Origin of the sequence: Pseudomonas sp. RIT357 (assembly GCF_000632245.1) — a bacterium.
GTDB lineage: Bacteria > Pseudomonadota > Gammaproteobacteria > Pseudomonadales > Pseudomonadaceae > Aquipseudomonas > Aquipseudomonas sivasensis.
Genome location: NZ_JFYX01000005.1, coordinates 1 through 22,547 on the forward strand (window position 1 = coordinate 1; position 22,547 = coordinate 22,547).

The window sequence follows — 22,547 nt, forward strand, 5'->3', positions numbered from 1 at the left end:
CCCCCCCACTGCCTGACCCTGATCGGCAAACTCTGTTCCAGCGCCTCCAACGTCTGCTGCGAATCATCCAACGGAAACCGCCCTGTCACCCGCAACCCCGCCACTGCCGAGTCCAGCCGTACGATGCCATTGCGGTAGGGCCGAATCGCATCCACCACGCTCGCCAATGTCTGATTACGCACCACCAACCAACCCTCCAACCAAGCGGTCTCACTGGTCGCCATCGGCACCTGAGTGAGAATCCGCTGATGATCAAACACCGTGCTCTGATGCATCGCCACGCGCTGCTGCGTACCGCCTTCGAGATGCAACACCACATCGCTGTCGAGGGTGACCAGACGCAAGGCCGCACCCTGCTCGCTCAGCATCAAGCGACCGCTGGCGCCAGTGATACGTCCGGCACGGCTACTGACCTGCAACGGGCGCGAGGCATTCACCAACATTTCGCCTGCACGCAGCTCCAGGCTGGGCTGCCCGTCGGCGAGCGTCGCGATCACCTGGCTGCGGGCATTGAGTTTGAGCGTCGAGCCGTCGGGCAACTGCCAGGTACGTCGCTCGCCCGTGCCGGTGGCGTATGACTGCCCGCCCGGTTCAAAGCGCGTCACCCAACCCACACCCGCCGCCAGCCCCAGCGCACACAAGCTGGTGCGCAGGAACGCGCGGCGACTGTTGGGCTGTTCCAGGCTGCGCAACAGTTGCGAGCTGGAGCGTCCACGCCACGGCGAAGCCTTGAGTTGATCCAGCCCTGCGATCAGTTGCGCGTAGACCTGACGATGATGGGCCGAAGTGCCACGCCACGCCTCCAGCGCCGCTTGCTGTTCGACACTGAAATCTCCGGACTGGATCTGCACCAGCCAACCAATGGCCTCCTCGGCCACCGGGTCGTTCAACGCTCGTTTGCTCACTCGTTCAACCCTAGGTAACAGGCGCGCAGGGCCTGGGTCATCAATTGGTGGATGCGCCCCAGCGACAGGCCGAGCCGTTCACTGATCTGCGCGTAGGTCATGCCGTCCAACTGGCTGTGCACGAACACCGCCTTGGCTTGCCCTGAAAGGCCATCCAGCAGCCGGTCGATGGCCAGCAGGCTTTCGATCAGGATCAACTGTTCCTGGGGCGACGGGTGCACGTGTTCAGGCACTTCGGCGAGGATTTGCAGGTAGGCTTTTTCCAGATCGCGACGGCGCCAGCCCTCATACATCAGGCGCTGGGCGATGGTGGTGAGCAGCGCGCGCGGTTCGCGAATGGCCGTGGGATCGGGCAGCATCCACACCTTGAGGAAGGTCTCGGCGGCGATGTCCTCGGCGCTGTGGCTGCAACCGGTGCGGTACGACAAGCGTGCGCACAACCAGCTGTAGTGCTGTTGGAAAATCTGGCCGATGAGGCGGCTCTTGAGCAAGGCATTCGGGTCCATAGGTCCATAGTCTTCATGGACTGCACACGCCAGCGGACAAGTGGTGGTGGGCCTGTCGGTTTGAGGTAGACCTGCATCCAGGCAGGTGAGTCCAGTTTGCCCCAGCGGGCATCACCGGATAAAAGAATAAAAACATCCAATAAGCTGCATTTTCTGCATAACCCTTGGCATCCCTGCAGGCACGCAAAAGCACCGCCTGCGAGCACCGCAGGCGGTGTGGTGAGTCACTCAGTTAGCGGCTAATTGCGCCTCCGTACGCTCCTGTTCACGCAGCGGGCGCACCAACCAGGCGACCACTGCGGTCAGCACCAGCAGGATCGCGGCCAACACCCAGAGCACGCCGTGGAACGCACTGTCATAGCCGCCGATAAACAGGCTGTGCACCGTGCCGGCCTGTTCCGTACTCAGGGCTTGCAACGACCCGGTGAGATTGCCGGCGGCCACGTCATCGATCCAGCGTTGCAGGGTCGAGGGATCGGCCGCCAGGCGGCTCAAGGTTGTGCGCAATTGGCTGTCCAGCAAGGTGGCCAGCAACGAACCATACAACGCCACAGCAATCGCCTCGCTGCCCAGGCGGAAGGTGTTAAGCAAACCGGCAGCCATCCCGGCTTTTTGCTCGGGCACGGTCTTGAGCGCCAGACCATCCACCAGCCCGGCCGACAATCCCATGCCAATGCCCACTAGCAGCAACGGCACTGCCAGTTGCCACAACGCCACGCCAACCTGGCTGACCAGCGCCAACGACACGACGCCCACCAGCAACGCAATTAGGCTGACCTTGAGAATGCCGATCGCCGACACCCCACGCGCCGCCCACTTGCCGGCCAGAATCGGGCAGAACAGCATTGGCACCGTCAGCAGCAACATCGCCAGGCCTGCGTGGGTCGCGCTCAATTGCAGTACGCCGAACAGGTAGCTCGGCAAGTACGTCAGCAGCGTCACAAAGCCAAACGATGCCGCCACGGTGACCAACGCCAGGCCGACAAAAGGCCCGCTTGCCAGCAGCGACAGGTCCAGCATCGGCTGGCGATGGCGGCGTTCCTGCCAGGTAAATACCGCCAGCAACACCGCCGCGACCGCGACCAGGCCCAGCACGCCCGGGCTGCTCCAGCCCCACTGCGAGCCCTGCACGATGGCAACCATCAGCGCCAACAAGGCCAACACAAATAACGTCGCGCCCGGCACATCAAAGCGTGCAGTGCGTTCTGCCAGTTCGCCGTCCCGCGTGATCAACGGGGTGCCCAACAGCACAATGACCAAGGTGACTGCGTGTGCCCAGAAAATCGCGCGCCAGCCGACGCTGTCCAGCAGTAAGCCGGACAAGGTCGGCCCCAGGCTCACACCCAGCCCCGCAACAGTGCCGAACAAGGCAAATGCACGTAACCGCGCCGGCCCACTGAAGTGGGTGGAGAGGATGGCAATGCCGCACGAGAAAATCGCCGCCGCACCAATCCCCGCCAGCCCCCGTGCCGCGTCCAGCAACCACGCGCTGTCGGCCACCGCAGACAGCACCGAGGCCACCACATACAGCGACGCACCGGCGACAAAACAGCGCTTGCGCCCGAGCCGATCAGCCAGCGCGCCCCAGGCCAGGGTGAAGCAGGCAAACGCCAGGTTGAAGGCGTTGACCACCCATTGCAGGCTGGTCAACGGCGCCTGGATATCGGCGCCGATGGCCGGCAGTGCGAGGGCCGTGCCGGAGATGGAGCTGGGCACAACGAAGATCGCCAGCAGGATGATCGAGAGTAGAGCCGTGTCGGCAAACGAGTTTTTCATGGGTCCTTCCAGGGTCAGGTTGAAGTGAAACCGTGCACCGGCAAACGCACCGGTCGGCGCAGGATGATGCCGTCGACCCAGGGCACCTGGTCCGCCGGCACCGCCAGGCGCAAGTTGGGAAAGCGCTGCACCAGAATCTGCAACACCGTGGTGATTTCCAGGCGCGCGAGGGCCGCGCCCATGCAGTTGTGCATGCCGTAGCCGAACTGCAAATGCCGCGCGTCGTTACGGTCCAAGCGAATCGCCAAAGGTTCAGGAAACACCGCTGGGTCACGGTTGGCTGCAAATGCATCGGCGTAGATGATGCTGCCCTCGGGGATCAACCCCCACGGCCCGTCAAGGTCGACACTGGCCAGGCGCGGAAAGGTCGAGATGGTGCCCAGGGGGATCACGCGCAGCAGCTCTTCGACAGCATTCGGGATCAGCGCAGGGTCGTCCACCAACTGCTGCCACAGCTCGGGCGCGGCCAACAGGGTGTACACCGCCTTGGTGAGCACGGTAAGAATGTTCTGGTCGCCGCCGATCAGCACGCCGAGCAGGATGCCCACCAACTCCTTGTCGTTGAGTGGCGGTTCACTGTCGTTGCGGGTGGCGACGAAACGCTGGATCAGCCCATCGGGATAGGTAGGGCGCGCGCCCGTCACCAGGTCGGTGAGGTAGTTGTAGACGCCCCAGAATTGGTTCAGCAGCTCCGGCACATCTGCGTCCGACGCGACCTGCACCGTATGGCTGAGCGGCCGATAGTATTCACGGTCACTCAGGGGAATGCCGAGGAGTTGGCAGTCCACCGTCGCAGGAATGTGATCAAGCACCTGGGCAAACAGGTCTGCACCGGGGGCCTGGCGCTGTAATACATCCAGGCGCTCATGGGTCGCCTGCTGCACTTTTTCCGCCAGCAACGCCACCCCACTGGGGCTGAAATCCCGCGCGACCACTTTACGCAGGCGGCCGTGATCGGGAATGTCGTTGTTAAGCAGTAACTCTGGCGGCGTGATGGTGGGCAGAAAACTCGCACCGTCTTCTTCGTTGCACGGAGCGCGAATGGCGCGGTTGTCCAGCAGCAACGCCTGCACGTGTTGATAGCGGGTCAGGTGATACGCCAAGTGGCCGCTGGGCAAGAGGATCCTGGGCAAGCCATTGGCGGGGCTGGCGGGTTGATAGGCTGGCGGCGCATCCAGGTTGGGGATGCGCGCCACGGTGACTGGCGGGGTGGTGACGACGGCGATATTCATCAGGCAGGCTCCCCGACAGGTTGCACCAGGTTCACACCAGTCAGGCGCTGCAACTGGGTAAGGGCCTGGTGGTTGTCGATAAAGTGCAGCACTTGCCAGCCCAGCGCGGCGGCGGCGTCGATGTTTTCGGCCACGTCATCGATCAACAAACTGTCAGCCGCGCTGACGCCTGAACGTGCGGTGGCGACCTCGAAGAACGCCGCTTCCGGCTTGCGGGTGCCTTCCCGGCTGGAATCGACGATCAGGTCGACCACCTCGTCCAAACCCACCATCGCCCGCCAGTGCTGCTCCCACTCCACCACGTTGTTGGTGAGGATGCCCACACGCAATCCAGCACGCTTGAGCGCACGCACCGCGGCCACCAACGGCGCATTGGCCGGCACTCCGGCGAACCAATGCTCGCCAAAGGTTTGCAGGCGCGCACGGGACAAATCAATCTGCGGGTCGCGGCGCCGCAATGCCAATTCCAGGCGTTGGCCCCACTCCTTTTCGGTGAGCAAAGCGCTCTCCACCGGCGCCAGCATCGGCACGCCCAGTTCCTCGGCCACATCACTCATGGCCTGTTGCAGCACGCGCGGGGCCAAGCCGGTCTTGACCTGATACTGCTCGAACAACGCGGGGATCGGCGGCGACAGCACGCCCCCGAAATCGAACCAGATAAACTTCAAATCGCTCATCGCACACCCCCCGCAACCAAGGCCAACGGCTGGCTGGCCGCCACGGGCAACAACTCAAGCTCGGCTGTAGCAATCACCACGCCGCCCTGCTCCACGTCCAGGGCCAGAGTGATGCGCCCGTGTTCATCGATTGCCAGGGCATCGAGATCGGCACGCACCCGTGTCGGCAAACCGAACTCGCCGAAGCGGGTGAACACCACATGGCAACTGGACAACAGCCACTGATCAGGGGCGGCCTGCAATTGCCGATCCGCCACCACCAAGGCCGCTTGCCGGAAACCTTCGAGCAGCAGCATGCCGGGGATGTGGTCGAGGGGATGGTCGAAGATCGCCGGGTTGTTAAGGTCCACAATCAGCGGCGCCACCAGGCGGTCGCCGCCCTGCTCAACGTCCTTGCCCAGCACCACGTTGTTCAGCCAATGGCGCCCTACCGCCGACGGGCTCAACGGTGGCGGCAGTTGCGCCAACGGGTCCGCGTCGGCGGGAATCGCCGCCAGGCCACGGGCGCGCATCTTGTTCCACGCAGCGCCGCTCATCCAACGGATGCTCATGCGTTCGTGCCGTGCGGCGACTTCGCCATTGATGCTCAGGGACATGTTCAGGGTCACGCCACTGCGCTCGCCATGGCGCAGGTATTCGTCCACCACAAACACATCGATCTGTGCCGACGCCGGGCGATCCCCCACCACCAGCAAACTGCGCTCGGTGACGCGAGTGACACTGTCCAGGTAAATAAACTTGTCCTGGGCACTCACATCCAAGAACGCATGAGAGATATAGATCGACGCCTGGCGGAACACTTCCAGCAATAACAACATGTCGTAGTGGGCCGAACGATGCGTATGTTCACTGAAGTAACTGTGGGTACGCGGTAGTTGGGCGCTGCAGCGGAAGTGACCCTCTTTTACCAACTCCGCGCCCGTCAGGAAGACTTCGCTGACAGCAGCACGGTGCACCATGCTACGCGGCACAGTGTTTTCGCAATGGATCGCCGGCGCTGGGCTGGCTGGATTTAGAACGGACAATTCAGACATGGGCATCTGTCTCCTGATGAGCTTTTCCGTAAGCGTGCAGACCGCTGTACAAGTCCATGACTTGTGAGCTTTGCGCGGACAACCCGATCTGGCTGTCAGTACCCTTGTGCAGATACTCCCTTATATTTTCACTGCACACTTAGATCAGTTTGATCGAAGCTTATAAGCGCAACTAAATGATCTAGAGACCGAACTAAGTGTTCTAACTTAGCAGTGAAAAAAAGCCCATGAAGTTGCTCAAGGTCGTAAAGAACATCACGACCCGGAGCAGATTGGCATGTTGAAAACAGGATTCACCCTGGCGCCCCTGGCGTGCGCATTGGCCCTGGGCGGCCTGGCGCTGCCAAGCCTGGTGCTGGCGCAAAACGATGCGGCCGCCGTACACAAGGTCATTGAGTTCAATATTCCCGCCGGGCCCCTGGATGAAGTGCTGCTGAGCATTTCCCAGCAAAGCGGCCATTCCATCGCTTTTGATCCGCCGCTGGTTGAAGGCCGCGCAAGTCGTTCGATCCAGGGCCGCTTGAGCCAGGAGCAGGCGCTGGGGATCGCCTTGAGTGGTTCACAACTGGGCTTCAGCCAGACCGCCAGCGGCGCCGTGTTGATCCATCGCCTGACGGACACCAGCACACCCGCAGCCGCGATCAGCAGCGAACCTGCCGCGCCACGCCTTAAGTCGGTTGAAGTGATCGGCACCCGCCGTAGCGATGTCACCGCCCTGCAAAGTGCGGCACCGGTGGATGTGATCAGCAACGAAAAACTGGAGCGCAGCGGCACCGATAACCTGGCTAAGGCCCTGGAAACCCTGGTGCCGTCAGTGAACTACCCGCAAGTCAACGGCACCGATGGCGTGTCGTCGCAGCGACCGGTGTCGCTGCGCGGCTTGGCGTCGGACCAAGTGCTGGTGCTGGTCAATGGCAAGCGTCGACACGCCTCAGCATTCGTCAATACCAAGGCCACCTTGGGCCGGGGTTCCCAGGCGGTGGACTTGTCGACGATACCGGTCAGCGCCGTCGACCATATCGAAGTGCTGCGCGATGGCGCCTCGGCCCAATACGGCTCCGACGCAATAGCCGGGGTGATCAATATCGTGCTCAAGGAGCAGGATCACGGCGGCGCGGTGCAAAGCACCTTTGGCCAATACACCAAGGGCGATGGCTTTCGCCGCTCGGTCGGTGGCTGGACCGGTTTCACCTTGCCCGGCGACGGCTTCCTCACCCTCAGCGGCGAGGGCCTGCGCAGCGAGCGCACTTCCACCGGCGGCACCGATGGCCGGCAGTTCTACCCCACTGCAGATGCCCGCGAAGCGGATGCCGACCGTCATTGGCGCTACGGTTCTCCGGGGCTTGAGGATTGGAACCTGGCGCTCAACACCGGCCTGTCGCTCAACGATGCGGTCGACCTCTATGGTTTCGCCACTTACCAGGACCGCACCGGTGAATCCCAGGCCACCTTTCGCCGGCCTATCGACGCCAACAACCTGGTGGCCGTGTACCCCAACGGATTCCTGCCCCTGCTCGACGTACGTTCGCGGGATGCGTCGGTCACTGGCGGGGTGAAATTGCGCGATGACAGCCTGGGCAGCTTCGATCTCAGCGCCAACTTCGGCCGCAATCGCATCGACTACCACCTCAGTGATTCGCTTAACGCCAGCCTCGGACCTGCCAGTCCCACCAGCTTCAACGCCGGCGCGTTGATCAACGAGCAAACCAACGTCGGTCTGGACCATGTGAAGGAATTCAAGGTGGGCTGGGGCGCGGGTCCACTGGTGTTTTCCAGTGGTCTGGCGTGGCGTAACGAAGCCTATGAAGTGATCGCCGGCGACCTTGCATCCTGGACCCATGGCACGGCCCTGCCCACCCGTGCCGGCGGCGCCCAGGGTTTTCCCGGCACCCAGGACAGTGACGAAGGCCGTTATGCACGCCATGTGTTCGGCGGCTACCTGGGCCTGGAGCAGCAGGTCACCGACAAACTGCAACTGGGCCTGGCCGGGCGCAGCGAGCACTACGATGATTTTGGCACCACGACCACCGGCAAGTTTTCCGTACGCTACGACCTCACCCCGCAGTGGGGCCTGCGCTCGACGGTAAGCAGCGGTTACCGCGCGCCGACGTTGGGCCAGATCGGCACCTCGGCGACCCAGACCGAATTCAAGGCCGGCGACCCCACGGCCTATCAGGTCGGCACCGTCAGCGTGAACACGCCGGTAGCCCGGGCGTTGGGCGCCAGTGACCTGAAGCCGGAAAAATCCACCAGCCTGTCACTCGGTGTGGTGTGGCAGCCGCTGGAGCGCGCAAGCGTCAGCGTCGACGCGTATCACATACGCATTCAGGACCGTATCGCCCTGTCGGAAACCCTCAGTGGCACCCAGGTCAGCCAGATCCTCGCCAGCCAAGGCTATGGCAACTACTCCGGCGTGAGCTTTTTCACCAACGCCCTGGACACCAAGACCAGCGGCGTCGATGTGGCCGCCCACTATCGTCTGGACCTGGACGACGCCAGCCAACTGACCCTCAACGGCGCGTTCAACTACAGCAAGACCCAGGTCACCGATATCAAGGACAACCCCGGCCCCCTCGCCGGCACCGGCATCACGTTAATCAACCGCGAAGCCCTCAGCTACGTGGAAAGTGCCTCGCCCAATACCAAGCTGATCCTGGGGGCCGACTGGCGTAAAGGCGCGTGGCAGGCGAGTTTCAACACGATCCGCTATGGCACCTACACCCTCGATTCCAACCTCGGCGAAGCCCGCGACCAGACGTTTTCCGCGCAGTGGGTAAGCAATGCCAGCGTGTCCTACGACATCAGCCAGGCCCTCACCCTGACACTGGGCGGCAACAATATTTTTGACAGCTACCCCGACAAGATCGACGTGGCCAACCGCTTTGTCGGTGGGCGCGTGGCCTACCAGAGCATCTCCCCGGCCGGTGCCGAAGGCGCCTTCTACTACGTGAAAGCCGACTACCGCTTCTGACCCTCATTAAGGAGTTCACATGAGCTTTGATCCTGTGCGTTTTACCCAAGAGTTCGAGCATGACTTTGCACTGGCCAAGCAGTTGCTGATCAAGCATCAGGTGCTGTCGGGCAATGAGGCGGGAAATATCAGCCTGCGTGTTCCCGGCGAAGAGTGGCTGGTGATTGCCTCGTTGAGCGGGGCTGACAGCGGTGTGGCGGCGATTGTGGATTTCGAGTTGCAGCGCAGCCAGGGCAGCCTGACTGACAACCTCAAGGAGGTGGCGGCACTGCATGTGGCGATTTATCGCGAGCGGGGCCAGGTGAATGCGGTGATTCATACGCACTCGCCGTATCTGACGGCGTTTGCGATTGCGGGCCGGCCGTTGCGGGCCCATGCCTCTCAGTTGTTGGGGATTCTGGATGAGGATCAGGAGGTGCCACTGACGGCGTGGGGGCCGCGGTATGCGCCGGAGCCGGTGGTGGCGGCGTTGCGCGAGCATCCGCGGGCGCCGGCGGCGTTGCTGGCTAATCATGGTCCGTTTGCCTGGTCCGAGCGGGGGGTGTTGGCGGTTACGCGGTTGTTGATCAATTTGGAGGAGGCGGCGTATTTGACGTTTTTGGCGCAGCAGCTCGGTACTCCGCAGCCGTTTCCCAGTGGCGCGGCGCAGCGGTCGCGGTTGGGGTGGAGTGCGACATGAGCGGTGTTGCGACTGACACGGCACGGTCTGGGTTTGGGAGGGGTGGTGCGACGATTCGACTGGCTTTCGGTCGTGGGTTATCGGTGTGCGTATCCGTTGCTGCGGTAACGGCGGCTTTGGGTTCCGCTCTTACAGCGGCTCACTTTTGGAAGAGCCCAAAAGTAAGCAAAAGGCTCTCGCCCCACCACTCGGTGCCTCGCCTAGGCTCGGCATGCCCTCACTCCGGCCAGCGTGGTCGACGGGGCGCTGTAGATCAAAAGCCAGGTCAAAAACCGGATCAAAAGCATCGCTTTGCGGGCTTCCGGCCGGGTGGGTTGGTTGCGGCGGTGCTTGCTTTCAGTGTGCTTTCGGCTCACGCCGAGGTTTTGCTCGAACGGGCTCAATCCCGTGGCACGCTCAATGTCTGCACCAGTGATGAGTTTCCTCCGTTCAAGATGCTGGATGCCCAGGGCAAGCCCAGTGGGTTGATCATGGATTTGATTGTTGATCTGCAGCAGCAGTTGTCTGCTCGGGTCGGTCAACCGTTGAAGTTGTCGTTGGTGCAGGTCAATCCGCTCAATCGTTTGTTGTTTCTCGATCAGGGACGTTGCGAGGTGTTGGTGACGTCCTTGTTGGACACGCCAGCCCGGCGTCGGGAAGTGGATTTTGCCAGTCCGGGGTTTTATAGCTCGGCGGCCACGGTGTTTGCGCCGAAAAGTACGGCGGTGCCCGATTGGGAAAGTCTGCGCGGCAAGACGCTCTGCGCGCCGGCCACAAGTGTGTGGGTGCGGCCATTCGAAAGCCGCTACGGCGTGCAGTTCGCGTCGTTTAACGGCACCGCCGAGGTGCGCAAGGCGGTGGCTGACAGTCGTTGCCTGGGGGCGATGGGGGATGATGCGTTGTACAGCGCCCTCGCCCGTCAACCTGAGTGGGCCGACTACGAGGTCAAGCTGCCGGGGCAGGCACCGGCGCCGTGGGGGATTGCCCTGCGCAAGGGCCAGCCGGAGTTGTTGGCAGCGGTGTCGAACATTGTCGAAGGCTGGCATGCCAAGGGCCTGATCATCACGTTGGAGCAGCGTTACGGTCTGGCGCCGAATGCCTGGGTCGCGCAGCAGCATGCGCAGGCACGCCATGAGTGAGGTCAACCTGCGCCTGTGGCTGGAGCAGCACGGCCTATCGCTGAGCATCGTCTGGGACCCGATGGACCGTCAGCGTTTTCTGCTGGGCCTGGGCCTGACCTTGCTGTTGTCACTGGCAAGTATCGCGCTGTCGCTCTTGATCGGTGTCGTCGGCGCCGCCGGCCTGGGTTCGCGTCAAGGTCTGTGGCGCGGGATCAGCGGCGCGTACGTGGCGTTGTTTCGCAACACGCCGCTGTTAGTGCAGTTGTTCTTTTTCTACTTCGGCGTCGGTGCGTTACTGCCGTTGGTGGACGGGGTGCGCCTGCTCAACGGCACGCAGTGGGCGATCATTGTGATCGCCCTGCACAGCGGCGCGTTCCAGGCAGTGAACCTGCGCGCCGGGATTGATGGGGTGCCACGCGCCACGCTCCAGGCGGCCGCCGCCCTGGGTATGCAGGAGCGCACCGTGCTGCGCCATATCGTGCTGCCGCTGGCGCTGCGCAATAGCCTGCCGGCGATGGGCAATACGGTGGTGCAGACCATCAAGTCCACCTCCATCGCCTATGCGATCGCGGTGCCGGAGTTGCTCTATGCGAGCAACCGAATCTGGTCGGATAACTTCAACGTCGCCGAGATGATGCAAGTGCTGTTGCTGGTCTGGCTGTTGTTGATCGGCCTCAGCAGTTGGCTGTTGCGCCGCCTGGAGTATCACCTGCGCCTGCCGGGCCAGGAGTTGCCGAATGCTGCCTGAACCTTCGCCACTGATGCTGCTGTGGCAGTGGGCCCCGGCGCTGCTGCAAGGCTTTGGCCTGAATATCCTGATGGGCGTCACCGCCATGTTGGTGGCGACGGTCTTCGGCGTCCTGCTTGGCAGCCTGCAAGTCAGTGCTCGCCCGGCTCTGCGCCGTGGTGCCGGACATCTGAGCCGTTTGCTGCGCAACCTGCCCTGGCTGGTGGTGATGTTTTACGTGGCCTACTTGCTGCCTTACGAAGTGCAGTGGGCCGGGCGCTGGTGGCAGTTGCCGGACTGGCTGAAAGTCGCGCTGGGCCTGGCGTTGCCCGCCATCGGCTACGTCTCGGAGATTGTGCGCGGCGGCGTGTACGCGGTGCCGTCGGGCCAGTGGGAGGCCGCCCAGGCCTTGGGGCTGCGCCACGGCCAGGCCCTGCGCTACGTGATCATTCCGCAGACCCTGCCAAGCCTGGTAGCGCCGTGGATGAACCTGTATTGCGCGGTGACCATGTCCACTTCCCTGGCCAATCTGCTGGGGGTGGAAGAGCTGATGACCACCCTGCAATCGCACCTCTCCAGCCAATTGCGCAGCGACCTGCTGCTGCCCGCCTATGGCGTGGTGTTTATCGCGTTCTTTCTCTACATCTATCCCCTTTCACGCTGGGCCAAACGGCTGGAACGCCGATGAGCCTTTCGACGAGTACCACGACCATGCGCGACGACACCCTGTTGACCCACCTCGGCCGTGATCCGGCCAACCATGCCGGTACCGTCAACACCCCGGTGTATCGCAGCTCGACCTTTATCTGGCCCGACACCAGCACCCTGACAAACCACCTCCAGCAGGCCGACGACCCGCACTACCGCGGGCATATCTACGGACGCAACGGCAACCCCACCACCGCCGCGTTCGAAGACGCCGTGGCCGAATTGGAGGGAGGCTTTCGAGGGCTGATCATGCCCAGCGGCCTGGCGGCGATTGTCGGTGCGGTGTTGGCCGTGGCGCGGGCCGGCGACCATATTCTGGTCACCGACAACTGCTACTGGCATGCGCGCCAGGTGTTCGACCAAATCCTGCCGCGCTATGGCATCCAGGCCAGCTATTTCGCGCCGATGCTCGGCGCAGATATCGCCGGTTTGCTGCGCCCGAATACACGCCTGGTGTATGCCGAAGCGCCCGGTTCAAGCACGTTCGAAGTACAGGATATTCCCGCCCTCGCCCACGCGGCCCACGCCCATGGCGCGCTGCTGATGCTCGATAACACCTGGGCCACGCCGCTGTTTTTCAAGGCGTTTGAACACGGCGTGGATATCTCGATCCATGCCGCCACCAAGTACCTGGTGGGCCACAGCGACGCGATGCTCGGCGTGATCGTCACCACGCAAGCGCTTTACCCCGGCGTGCGCGAAACCGTGCGTCAGCTGGGCTATATCGCCAGTGCCGACGACGCCTACCTGGGCCTGCGTGGCCTGCGCACCCTCGGCGTGCGCCTGCGCCAGCACGAGCGCTCGGCACTGACCGTTGCGCAGTGGTTGCTACAGCGTCCGCAAGTCGCCCAAGTGCTGCATCCGGCCTTACCGGGCGCGACGGGACACGACGTGTTCAAACGCGACTTTCTCGGCTCCACCGGCCTGTTCGGCGTGGTGCTCAAACCCATCTCAGAACCGCAAACCAAAAGCTTTCTGGAAAGCCTTCGGCTGTTCGCCATGGGCGCCAGTTGGGGCGGTTTCGAAAGCCTGATCCGCCAGCAGCAACGCCACCCTTCGGCCCAGATTGAACCCGGCGTGTTGCTGCGCCTGCACGTGGGCCTTGAAGCCGTCGAAGACCTGATCGCCGACCTGCAACAAGGCCTTGAACGCCTGACTGTCACCCCATCTGCCCCAAGGAGTCTGCCATGAGCCAAACACTGTCCACCCACTACAGCATTTGCCCGCTGCTGGTCGCGTCCAACATCGCCGTGGAGCTCGGCTGGCTGGATGAGGAATACCAGCGCGTCGGTGCCGAAGCGATCTACCTGCGCTCGCTGCCCGATAACCAGGGCTGGCTGCCGCACTTCACCCATGGCGAGTCGCGGTTGATTCGTGACGGCGGCGCCGTGCCCGCCCTGTGGGCCCGTGCGGACCAGGCCGACACGCTGCTGGTGGCCACCACCGCGAGCCAACGCGCCGGGCAGATTCTGGTACGCGCCGACGGGCGTATCCGCCAGGTCGCGGACCTATTCGGCAAACGCATCGGCGTCCCGGTCAGCCGTAACAAGGCGCGGGTGGATGTGCTCAAGGCGCTCGCCGAGCATGGCCTGTTCAATGCGCTGCAACTGGCCGGACTGGAACCGTCCCAGGTGCGGCTGATCGAGCTGGAGGATGAAGGCGATCCCCACACTTTGCAGCCGGCCGCGCGGCCATCGGCGTTCTGGGCGCAATTGCACGGCCTGCACGGCAAGCCGGGCCAGGAAGTCCGTGCATTGGCTGAAGGCCGTGTGGAGGCGGTGCATATCGCCGCCGGGCACGTGCCGGCGTTGCTCGCCAGCGGTGAATTCACGGTGATCGAAGACCTGGAGCGCTACCCCGACTGGACCCTGAAAAACCACAACGGCCCCTACGCCACCACCGTCAACCGTGCCTTTGCCGAACAACACCCCCAAGTAGTCGTGGCGTTCCTGCGTGCGGCGATCCGCGCGGGGCGCTGGATCAACCAGCACCGCGAGGCCGCCGCTGAGTTGTTCACCCGCGTGACGTTCCTGCCGGATGCCGGGTTTATCCGCCAGGCCATCGCCGAGCTGGATTTTGTACCGCAACTGGGCCCGCAGAACCTCGCCGCGCTGGAGCTGAAAAAGGATTTCCTGGTGCAGCGCGGTTTCTTGCAGAACGACTTCAGCGTGCATGAGTGGGCCCGGCCCGACTTCCTCGCCCAGGCCCACGCCGGGCTCTAACATTCCAACCAAGGACGAACAATGATTGCTCAGTACCGTAAAACCCTGCTCGCCAGCCTGCTGCTGGCCGACTCCACGTGGGCCGCGCAAACCGCCAGCTCCACCGAACCGCAACTGAGCAAGGTCGAGGTGGTCGGCGCACGCGTCACCGAGGCCAGCGCCGCCATCGGCGAAGACAAGATCAGCAACACCCTGAGCATCTCGCACCAGGCGCTGCTGTCGGCGCCGGCGGGCACCTCGGGGCTGAAAATGCTCGAAGCGCTACCGGGCTTCAACGTGCAGGTCAACGATGCGCTGGGCTTGTATGAGTTCGGCAACTCGGTGTTCGTGCGGGCGTTCAATTTGCAGCAGATCGGTTTTTCCATCGACGGCGTGCCGTTGGGCCGTACCGACCAGTTTGGCGGCAGCCCGATCTATCGCTACGTCGACAACGAAAACACCGAACGGGTCACGGCCTCTACCGGGGCCGGGGATGTGTCGCAATCGGGCTATGCGTCACTGGGTCCGTATGTGGATTACCAGACCAGCAACCCCACGGTGAAGCCTGGCGTGAGCCTGTCCTATACCTTGGGCAGCGACAGTCTGCGGCGCAGTTTCGTCAAGTTGCAAAGCGGCGAATACCAAGGCCTGTCAGCGTATTTCAGCCGTTCAAAAATCGACGGCGACCTGTGGCGCGGCCCCGGTACCATCGATCGCGAACACTTGGAGGCCAAAGTGCGTTATCGCTTCGGTGATCGCAATGAAGTGTGGCTGCGCGCGGTGCACAACTCGTTCTACGACTATGATTCGCCCTACGTCACCATCGCCCAGTACGACGGCAGCGCCAACGACCTCTTCGGGCGTTCGGGCCGTTACTTCGCCTACCTGGACAGCCTTCCCGATCTACCCGAAAGCGTGCCGGGTGTGCGCTACAGCAACACCGGCTACAACCAGTTCTACAAACAGGCGGTGAACCAGCGGCGCGACACCTTGTACAGCCTCGGCGGCCAGTTCGAGATCCGCCCGGACCTGCTCAACTACACCACCCTGTACTACGAAGCCAAGAAAGGCTTTGGCGTGTCGCCCGAGGCCTACGCCACCTCCCTGGCGCTGCACAATGCCGAAAGCAATGTGGACGGTCTGTTCGCCCCCAAAGGCGTGCAATACGGGCTGTCGTCCCTGAGCGGGCACCGGTTCGGGGGGCGTACCGGGCTGCAATGGGAAGTGGGTCAACACCAGATCGACACCGGGCTGTGGGCCGAGACCGATGTGTTCAACCGCCAGCAAGGCCGCTACAACCTCACCGATGGCAGCCCGGCTGGCGAGCCGCTGTTCAATGAACCGGTGCACCTGCAAGGGGATTTCAGCTCCACGCGCAATTCGTTGCAGTACCACCTCAAGGACACCTGGACCCTGCTCGATGATCGCCTGCGCCTGCAATTCGGCTTCAAGAGCTTGAACCTCAAGTACCGCATCGAGGGCTATCGCAACGCCGGTGACTACATCAACAATCGCCAACCGCGCCTCAGTACCCAATGGAACGACGCCTTCCTGCCCCAGGCCGGGCTGGTCTACAACCTCACCGACGACACCCAAGTGTTCGCCTCTTACTCGGAAAACATGGCCCTGCCCCGTGGCGCCGACGACATTTTCCGCGCTGCCAGCCCCAGCGCACCGCCGCCGGATGCCGAACGGGCGAAGAACTACGAGGTGGGCTATCGCATCAACCGTCCGACCTTCAACGCCGCCTGGGCGCTGTACCGCACCGACTTCGACAACCGCCTGCAAGCCTTTGCCTCAGCGGTGCCCGGCAGCAGCCAGGTGGAAACCTACTACCAGAACGTCGGCAAGGTGCAGGCCTATGGCACGGAGCTGAGCGGTCAATGGAAACCACCGATCCTGGCCGACAAGGTGGTGCTCAACGGCAACCTGACCTACAACAAATCCACCTTCCAGAACGATGCCGCCGGCCTGTCGATCCGTGACAATGACGTGCCCGACAGCCCCCGCTGGCTGGCACAGGCCGGGGTTACTTACGAGCTGGCACCGTGGGCGTTGCTTAACTTTTCGGCGCGCTACATCGGCGAACGCTACAGCAACTTCACCAACAGTGAATCGGTGCCCGGTTACACCCTGTACAACGCCTACCTGGACCTGGGCGGCGAGCGCGTGCATTACGGCCCGCTGAAAAACGTCAAGTTGCGCTTTAACGTCGACAACCTGTTCGACAAGGACTACCTGGGCTACATCCTCACCAGCACCAGCGGCCCCGCCGTGTTCCGACCCGGCTCGCCGCGCACCTTCCAAAGCACCTTGAGCATGGAGTTTTGAACATGACCAAGCGCCTGCTGATCCTCGCCTTGTTGCCGTTTCTGGCCCACGCGCAAGTGATTCCCACGACCCTCGCCCTGCACCAGCGCCTGCTGGTGCTGGACAGCCACCTCGACACACCGCTGACCCTGACCCGACCCGGTTGGAACATCCTGGAGCGCCACGACTACGAACAGGACGGCAGCCAGGTCGACCTGCCGCGCATGCGCGAAGGCGGCCTGGATGGTGGCTTTTTTGCGGTCTACACCCCTCAGGGCCCACGCACCGAGGAGGGCCGTGCCTACGCCAGCGCGTATGGCCTGGCCACCCTCACGCGCATCCGCGACGTCATCGACCGCAACCCCGACAGCTTTGCCCTGGCCCTCACCGCCGACGACGCCCGGCGCATCGCCGCCCAAGGCAAGCGCGTAGTGTTTATCAGCATGGAAAACGCCGACCCGCTGAGCTCCGATCCCGATTTGCTCAACACCTACTACCGCCAAGGCCTGCGCATGCTCGGCCTGGTGCATTTCATGAACAACGACCTGGCCGACTCGGCCACCGCCCTGCCGGAATGGAAAGGCCTGAGCCCCAAGGGCCGCGACCTGGTGCAGCGAGCCAACCGCCTGGGCATCCTGCTGGACGTGTCCCACGCCAGCGACGCGGTGTTCGACCAGATGCTGGCGTTGTCCAGCGCCCCACTGATCGCCTCCCACTCCAGCAGCCGCGCGGTCAACCCGCACCCGCGCAACCTCGACGACAACCGCGTGCGCCAACTGGCGGCCAAGGGCGGTGTCATCCAGGTCAACGCCTACAGCGACTACCTGATCCCCCTCACGCCCAACCCGGAACGCAACAAAGCCATGGCCGCCCTCGGTGCACGCTTTCACAACCTTGCCGCCCTGAGTCCAGAACAGATCAAGGCGCTCTACCAAGAACGCGACACCCTCAACCATCGCTTCGCCCAACCCAAGGCGAGCCTCGATGTGTTCATGAAGCACCTGCTGCATTTGCTCGAAGTGGCCGGCCCCGATCACGTCGGCATAGGCGCCGACTGGGATGGCGGCGGTGGCGTGACCGGGCTGGAAGATGTCAGCCAGTTGCCGGTGATTACCCAGCGGTTGTTGGATGCCGGGTATAGCGAGGCGCAGATCGCGAATATCTGGAGTGGGAATTTGTTGCGGGTGTTGCAGGCGGCGCAATCCGCCGCCCTGTAGCGTTAACCTACTGCCACCCTCCCCCCATCACCTTATACAAACTCACCCGATTACTCTGCTCCGCCAGGCGCAGGGTGATCAGGTCCTGCTGGGCGCTGTACAGCGAGCGCTGGGAGTCCAGGGCTTCGAGGTAGCTTTGCGAGCCGGCGCGGTAGAGCGCGTCGGACAGGTCGTAGCTCTTCTGGCTGGCATCGGTCAGCGCTTGCTGGGCGGTGAGGCGTTGGTCCAGGGTGCTGCGCACGGCCAGGGCATCGGCGACTTCCTTGAATGCGGTTTGCAGGGTTTGCTGGTAGGTCTGCACTTGGATCTCTTTCTCGACCTTGGCCGCATCCAGGGTCGCGCGGTTACTGCCGGCATCGAAGATCGGCACGCTGATGCTCGGGGCGAAGGTCCAGGCGCCGCTGCCGGCCTTGAACAGGCTGGACAGTGACGAACTGGCGGAGCCCGCATTCGCGGTGAGGCTGATGCTGGGGAAAAACGCCGCACGGGCCGCGCCAATGTCGATGTTCGCGGACTTGAGGCTGTGCTCCGCAGCGAGGACATCGGGGCGTCGCTGCAACAGGCTCGACGGCAGTTCGGCCGGCACCTGCACCAACGCCGCCGCCGATTGCAGGTGGGCGTCGGGCAGCAAGGCGTCGGGAATGTCGCTGCCAACCAGCAGGCGCAAGGCGTTGCGGTCCTGGAGAATCTGGCTCTGATACTCGGCCACATCGACCCGCGCCGACTCGACGGTGGTTTGCGCCTGGGCCACGGCCAACGCCGTCGAACCACCCAGGGTGTGGCTGCGCTGGGTCAGTTCGTAGGTGGACTGCTGGCTGGCCAGGGTCTCCTCGGCCAGTTGCAGGTGCTCGTTGTCGGCGGCCAGGGTCAGCCAGGCGGTGGCCACTTCGGCCACCAGGCTGATTTGCGTGCTGCGCCGGGTTTCGGTCAGCGCCAGGTAGTCTTCCAGCGCTTCGTCCTGCAGGTTCTGCACGCGGCCGAACACGTCGACTTCATAGCTGCTCAGCCCCAGTTGGGCACTGTAGTCGTGGCTGGTGACGGCCGTGCCGCTGCTGGACAGCGAACCCGGCGTGCGGCTGTGAGTACCGCTGACGCTGGCGTCGATGGTCGGGAACGCCGCGGCGCGCTGAATACGGTATTGCGCCTGGGCCTTCTCGATATTCAGGCTGGCCAGGCGCAGGTCGCGGTTATTGGCCAGCGCCAGGGTTTGCAGTTGTGCCAAGCGGCGGTCGGTAAAGAACTGCTGCCACTGGATGCCGGCCGGCACCTCACCCTGCACGCCCGCTTGCCATTCGCCAGGCACCGGGGCTTCAGGCTGTTGATAGTGAGGCGCCAGGTTGATGCAGCCGCTGAGGACCAAGGCGGCCACTAACGGACAGAGAAAGCGGATCATGCGTCACCTTTTTCGACAGTGGGCGTCGTGCTGACACGGCCAAAGCGGCGGCGGATCAACACAAAAAACAGCGGTACAAAGAAGATCCCCAGCACCGTGGCGCTGAACATGCCGCCCAGCACACCGGTACCGATGGCGCGACGCCCGGCGGAACCTGCGCCACTGCTCACGGCCAGGGGCAGCACGCCGAACATGAAGGCCAGCGAGGTCATCAGGATCGGCCGCAAGCGCTGGCGCACGGCAATCAGCGTCGCCTCGCGCAGGCTGTTGCCCTGCTCTTGCAGGTGCTTGGCAAATTCGACGATCAGGATCGCGTTTTTCGCCGCCAGCCCAACGGTGGTCAGCAGGCCGACCTGGAAGTACACGTCATTGCTCAACCCGGTCAATCGCGTGGCCAACACCGCGCCGACGATGCCCAGCGGCACAACCAGAATCACCGAGAACGGCACCGACCAGCTCTCGTACAGTGCGGCCAGGCACAGGAACACAAACAGGATGGACACCGCATACAGCAACGGCGCCTGGGACCCTGAAAGACGCAGTTGGTAGGACTGGCCGGTCCACTCGTAGCCGATGCCATCGGGCAGTTGCCGGGCAATCGCTTCCACCGCGTCCATCGCAGCGCCGGAGCTCACGCCGGGCGCCGGGTCGCCGACCACTTCCAGGGAAGATGTGCCGTTGTAGCGTTCCAGCAAAGGCGAGCCATAGCTCCAGGCACTGCTGGCAAATGACGAAAACGGCACCATTTCACCGTTGCTGTTGCGCACGAACCAGTGATCCAGATCCGCCGCTTGCATGCGGGTGCTGGCGTCGCCCTGCACGTAGACCTTCTTCACGCGGCCCTGGTTGAGGAAGTCGTTCACATACGTGCCGCCCAACGCCGTGGACAAGGTGCTGTTGATGTCGCTGGTGCTCAGACTCAAGGCCCCCGCCTTGCGGTCATCGATGCTGATTTTGAGTTGCGGTGCGTCGTCCAGGCCATTGCTGCGTACGCCCAGCAGGCGCGGGTCTTGCCTGGCCAGCGCAATAAACTGCTCGCGCGCCGCCACCAACGCATCGTGGCCAAGACCGGCGAGGTCCTTGAGCTGCAAATCAAACCCTGAACTCTGGCCCAGGCCGCGCACGGCGGGCGGTTGCATCACGAACACATCGGCATCGCCAATGCTTGCCAGTGCCAACGTGGCGCGTTGGGCAATCGTAGCGGCATCGTCTGAGCGCTCACTCCAGTCCTTCAAGCGAATAAACGCGCGCGCGGTGTTCTGGCTGTTGCCGCCCATGCCCAGCCCGCTGATGCTGATCATCGCCTCGACTTCCGGCTGCTTGAGCATGTACTGCTCGAACTGGTGCAACACCGCCTGGGTACGGCTGTCGGTGGCCCCCACCGGCAGCTGGATTTGCGCCATGAGAATGCCCTGATCCTCATCCGGCAGGAATGAGGTAGGCAAGCTGGCGTAACCCGCCGCCATGGCTGCGGCGATCAGCGCGTACACCACCAGGCTGCGGCGTGAGCGTTGCAGGACACCGGCAACCAACGTTTCATACGCGCGGGAGCAACGATCAAAGGAACGATTGAACCAGCCGAAAAAGCCCCGTTGAACGGCGTGCCCTGGTCTGAGCAGCGTGGCGCACAGTGCTGGCGTGAGGGTCATCGCAACCACCACCGAAAGCACCATGGCCGAGACGATGGTCACCGAAAACTGCCGATAGATAATCCCGGTGGAGCCCCCAAAAAACGCCATGGGAATAAACACCGCACTCAACACCAGGGCGATGCCGACCAGCGCGCTGGTGATTTCATCCATCGATTGCCGCGTGGCCGCCAGGGCCGACAAGCCCTGCTCGGCCATCACCCGTTCGACGTTTTCCACCACCACAATCGCATCGTCGACCAGCAACCCAATGGCCAGGACCATGGCAAACATGGTCAGGGTATTGATCGAGTACCCGAACAACGCCAACACGCCAAACGTGCCCAACAGAACCACCGGCACCGTGATCGCCGGGATCAGCGTAGCGCGCAGGTTTTGCAGGAACAGGAACATGATCAGCACCACCAGCACGATGGCCTCGCCCAGGGACTTGACCACTTCCTCGATGGACAGGCTCACAAAGGGCGTGGTGTCGTAGGCGATCACGTTCTTCAATTGCATTTCAGTGGGGTAGAACGGCGCCAGCTCCTTGAGCTTGGCCTTGACCGCCTCGCCCACGTCCAGCGCATTGGCGCCCGCCGCCAGTTGCACGCCCATGGCGGCGGCCGGCTTGCCGTTGAGGGCCGAGTTGATGTCATAACTCTCGCTGCCCAACTCCACGGTCGCCACGTCGCCGAGCAGCACTACCGCGCCGTCGCTGCTGGACTTGATCACCACGTTGCGGAACGCTTCGGCCGTTTGCAGTTTGCTGCGCGCGCTGATGGTGGCATTGAGTTGCTGCCCCTTCACCGCCGGCAATGCGCCGAGTTGGCCGGCTGACACTTCGGTGTTTTGCGCCTCCAGCGCAGAGCTCACATCCGACGGCATCAGCGCGTATTTTTCCAGTAGCGCCGGGTCCAGCCAGATGCGCATGGCGTAGCCAGAACCGAGGGTCTGTACGTCGCCCACGCCGTCGATACGGCTGATGGAATCGAGCAAAGTGCTGGAGATGTAGTCACCAATCTGGGTTCCGGTGACGCTGGGATTATCCGAGGCCAGGGCGGCAATCATCAAAAAGTCCGAGCCACCCTTGGTCACCGTCAGGCCTTCGCTCTGCACCGACTGCGGCAAGCGCGACTCGGCCTGTTGCAGCTTGTTCTGCACCTGCATCTGCGCCACATCCGGGTCGGTGCCGGCGCCAAAGGTCAGGCTGATACTGGCACTGCCCGCCGAACTGCTGGAGGCGGACATGTAGGTCAGGTTGTCCAGGCCTTTCATTTGCTGCTCGATGACCTGGGTCACCGAGTCTTCGACGGTCTTGGCCGACGCGCCGGTGTAGGTGGCGGAAATACGCACGGTGGGCGGCGCGATGTCCGGGTACTGCTCCAGCGGCAACTGACTGATCGATAACGCACCGCCGAGCATGATGACGATGGCGATGACCCAGGCGAAAATCGGTCGATCAATAAAGAAACGCGCCATG

Annotated in this window: 17 protein-coding genes; 9 read left to right on the forward strand and 8 right to left on the reverse strand. The window is 63.2% G+C overall.

What is annotated here, in order from left to right; translation table 11 throughout:
* From BW43_RS0127275 to BW43_RS21380, 6 genes are all read right to left on the reverse strand, one after another.
* Positions 1-905: DUF4880 domain-containing protein (locus tag BW43_RS0127275; protein WP_032885201.1), on the reverse strand; the 905-nt coding region annotated here is incomplete at its 3' end.
* On the reverse strand, positions 902-1,411 hold the full coding sequence (locus BW43_RS21400; protein WP_032885202.1) for a sigma-70 family RNA polymerase sigma factor: 510 nt from the start codon (positions 1,409-1,411) through the stop codon (positions 902-904). The genes BW43_RS21400 and BW43_RS0127275, both read right to left, overlap by 4 nt.
* Before the next feature lie 228 nt (positions 1,412-1,639).
* Positions 1,640-3,187: an MFS transporter gene (locus BW43_RS21395; RefSeq protein WP_032885203.1), complete on the reverse strand. Its 1,548-nt coding sequence runs from the start codon at positions 3,185-3,187 to the stop codon at positions 1,640-1,642.
* Between the two features lie 14 nt (positions 3,188-3,201).
* Entirely contained in the window at positions 3,202-4,419 is a 1,218-nt protein-coding gene (locus tag BW43_RS21390) for a cytochrome P450 (protein WP_032885205.1), read from the reverse strand.
* A complete protein-coding gene (locus tag BW43_RS21385) occupies positions 4,419-5,096 on the reverse strand; it encodes an HAD family phosphatase (RefSeq protein WP_032885206.1) in 678 nt (225 codons plus the stop codon). Before BW43_RS21385 ends, BW43_RS21390 begins: the two co-directional genes overlap by 1 nt.
* Entirely contained in the window at positions 5,093-6,130 is a 1,038-nt protein-coding gene (locus tag BW43_RS21380) for a ScbA/BarX family gamma-butyrolactone biosynthesis protein (protein ID WP_032885208.1), read from the reverse strand. The genes BW43_RS21385 and BW43_RS21380 overlap by 4 nt, the downstream gene beginning before the upstream one ends.
* A 277-nt stretch (positions 6,131-6,407) precedes the next feature.
* Between BW43_RS21380 and BW43_RS21375 the strand changes: the two genes are divergently transcribed.
* The 9 genes from BW43_RS21375 to BW43_RS21345 all read left to right on the forward strand — a co-directional run bounded on the left by BW43_RS21375 (position 6,408) and on the right by BW43_RS21345 (position 18,043).
* Entirely contained in the window at positions 6,408-9,101 is a 2,694-nt protein-coding gene (locus BW43_RS21375; RefSeq protein WP_050442804.1) for a TonB-dependent receptor, read from the forward strand.
* A 19-nt stretch (positions 9,102-9,120) separates the two neighbouring features.
* Complete coding sequence (locus BW43_RS27930) at positions 9,121-9,780, forward strand: class II aldolase/adducin family protein (RefSeq protein ID WP_050442805.1); 660 nt, start codon at positions 9,121-9,123, stop codon at positions 9,778-9,780.
* 326 nt (positions 9,781-10,106) lie between these two features.
* Positions 10,107-10,898 (forward strand): transporter substrate-binding domain-containing protein, encoded by a 792-nt coding sequence (locus BW43_RS0127285; RefSeq protein ID WP_155989940.1) that lies wholly within the window; start codon positions 10,107-10,109, stop codon positions 10,896-10,898.
* Positions 10,891-11,628 (forward strand): amino acid ABC transporter permease, encoded by a 738-nt coding sequence (locus BW43_RS21370; protein ID WP_032885211.1) that lies wholly within the window; start codon positions 10,891-10,893, stop codon positions 11,626-11,628. Before BW43_RS0127285 ends, BW43_RS21370 begins: the two co-directional genes overlap by 8 nt.
* Entirely contained in the window at positions 11,618-12,295 is a 678-nt protein-coding gene (locus BW43_RS21365) for an amino acid ABC transporter permease (RefSeq protein ID WP_032885213.1), read from the forward strand. The genes BW43_RS21370 and BW43_RS21365 overlap by 11 nt, the downstream gene beginning before the upstream one ends.
* Complete coding sequence (gene metC / locus BW43_RS21360; protein WP_256226039.1) at positions 12,292-13,506, forward strand: cystathionine beta-lyase; 1,215 nt, start codon at positions 12,292-12,294, stop codon at positions 13,504-13,506. Before BW43_RS21365 ends, metC begins: the two co-directional genes overlap by 4 nt.
* Positions 13,503-14,537: an ABC transporter substrate-binding protein gene (locus BW43_RS21355; protein WP_050442806.1), complete on the forward strand. Its 1,035-nt coding sequence runs from the start codon at positions 13,503-13,505 to the stop codon at positions 14,535-14,537. The genes metC and BW43_RS21355 overlap by 4 nt, the downstream gene beginning before the upstream one ends.
* Positions 14,538-14,558: 21 nt before the next feature.
* Positions 14,559-16,847, forward strand: coding sequence for a TonB-dependent receptor (locus BW43_RS21350; protein ID WP_032885217.1), 2,289 nt, complete (start codon positions 14,559-14,561; stop codon positions 16,845-16,847).
* 2 nt (positions 16,848-16,849) lie between these two features.
* On the forward strand, positions 16,850-18,043 hold the full coding sequence (locus BW43_RS21345) for a dipeptidase (RefSeq protein WP_032885219.1): 1,194 nt from the start codon (positions 16,850-16,852) through the stop codon (positions 18,041-18,043).
* A gap of 7 nt (positions 18,044-18,050) precedes the next feature.
* Here BW43_RS21345 and BW43_RS21340 read toward each other — a convergent pair whose 3' ends face one another.
* The gene (locus BW43_RS21340) at positions 18,051-19,436 is read right to left on the reverse strand and encodes an efflux transporter outer membrane subunit (RefSeq protein ID WP_032885221.1); all 1,386 of its coding nucleotides are present in this window, start codon (positions 19,434-19,436) and stop codon (positions 18,051-18,053) included.
* On the reverse strand, positions 19,433-22,546 hold the full coding sequence (locus BW43_RS21335; RefSeq protein ID WP_032885223.1) for an efflux RND transporter permease subunit: 3,114 nt from the start codon (positions 22,544-22,546) through the stop codon (positions 19,433-19,435). Before BW43_RS21335 ends, BW43_RS21340 begins: the two co-directional genes overlap by 4 nt.
* Position 22,547 lies beyond the last annotated feature (1 nt).

Coding starts and splice junctions, on each gene's coding strand:
- BW43_RS21400 (WP_032885202.1), bottom strand. CDS start 1,411: ATGGACCCGAATGCCTTGCTCAAGAGCCGCCTCATCGGCCAGATTTTC.
- BW43_RS21395 (WP_032885203.1), bottom strand. CDS start 3,187: ATGAAAAACTCGTTTGCCGACACGGCTCTACTCTCGATCATCCTGCTG.
- BW43_RS21390 (WP_032885205.1), bottom strand. CDS start 4,419: ATGAATATCGCCGTCGTCACCACCCCGCCAGTCACCGTGGCGCGCATC.
- BW43_RS21385 (WP_032885206.1), bottom strand. CDS start 5,096: ATGAGCGATTTGAAGTTTATCTGGTTCGATTTCGGGGGCGTGCTGTCG.
- BW43_RS21380 (WP_032885208.1), bottom strand. CDS start 6,130: ATGTCTGAATTGTCCGTTCTAAATCCAGCCAGCCCAGCGCCGGCGATC.
- BW43_RS21375 (WP_050442804.1), top strand. CDS start 6,408: ATGTTGAAAACAGGATTCACCCTGGCGCCCCTGGCGTGCGCATTGGCC.
- BW43_RS27930 (WP_050442805.1), top strand. CDS start 9,121: ATGAGCTTTGATCCTGTGCGTTTTACCCAAGAGTTCGAGCATGACTTT.
- BW43_RS21370 (WP_032885211.1), top strand. CDS start 10,891: ATGAGTGAGGTCAACCTGCGCCTGTGGCTGGAGCAGCACGGCCTATCG.
- BW43_RS21365 (WP_032885213.1), top strand. CDS start 11,618: ATGCTGCCTGAACCTTCGCCACTGATGCTGCTGTGGCAGTGGGCCCCG.
- metC (WP_256226039.1), top strand. CDS start 12,292: ATGAGCCTTTCGACGAGTACCACGACCATGCGCGACGACACCCTGTTG.
- BW43_RS21355 (WP_050442806.1), top strand. CDS start 13,503: ATGAGCCAAACACTGTCCACCCACTACAGCATTTGCCCGCTGCTGGTC.
- BW43_RS21350 (WP_032885217.1), top strand. CDS start 14,559: ATGATTGCTCAGTACCGTAAAACCCTGCTCGCCAGCCTGCTGCTGGCC.
- BW43_RS21345 (WP_032885219.1), top strand. CDS start 16,850: ATGACCAAGCGCCTGCTGATCCTCGCCTTGTTGCCGTTTCTGGCCCAC.
- BW43_RS21340 (WP_032885221.1), bottom strand. CDS start 19,436: ATGATCCGCTTTCTCTGTCCGTTAGTGGCCGCCTTGGTCCTCAGCGGC.
- BW43_RS21335 (WP_032885223.1), bottom strand. CDS start 22,546: ATGGCGCGTTTCTTTATTGATCGACCGATTTTCGCCTGGGTCATCGCC.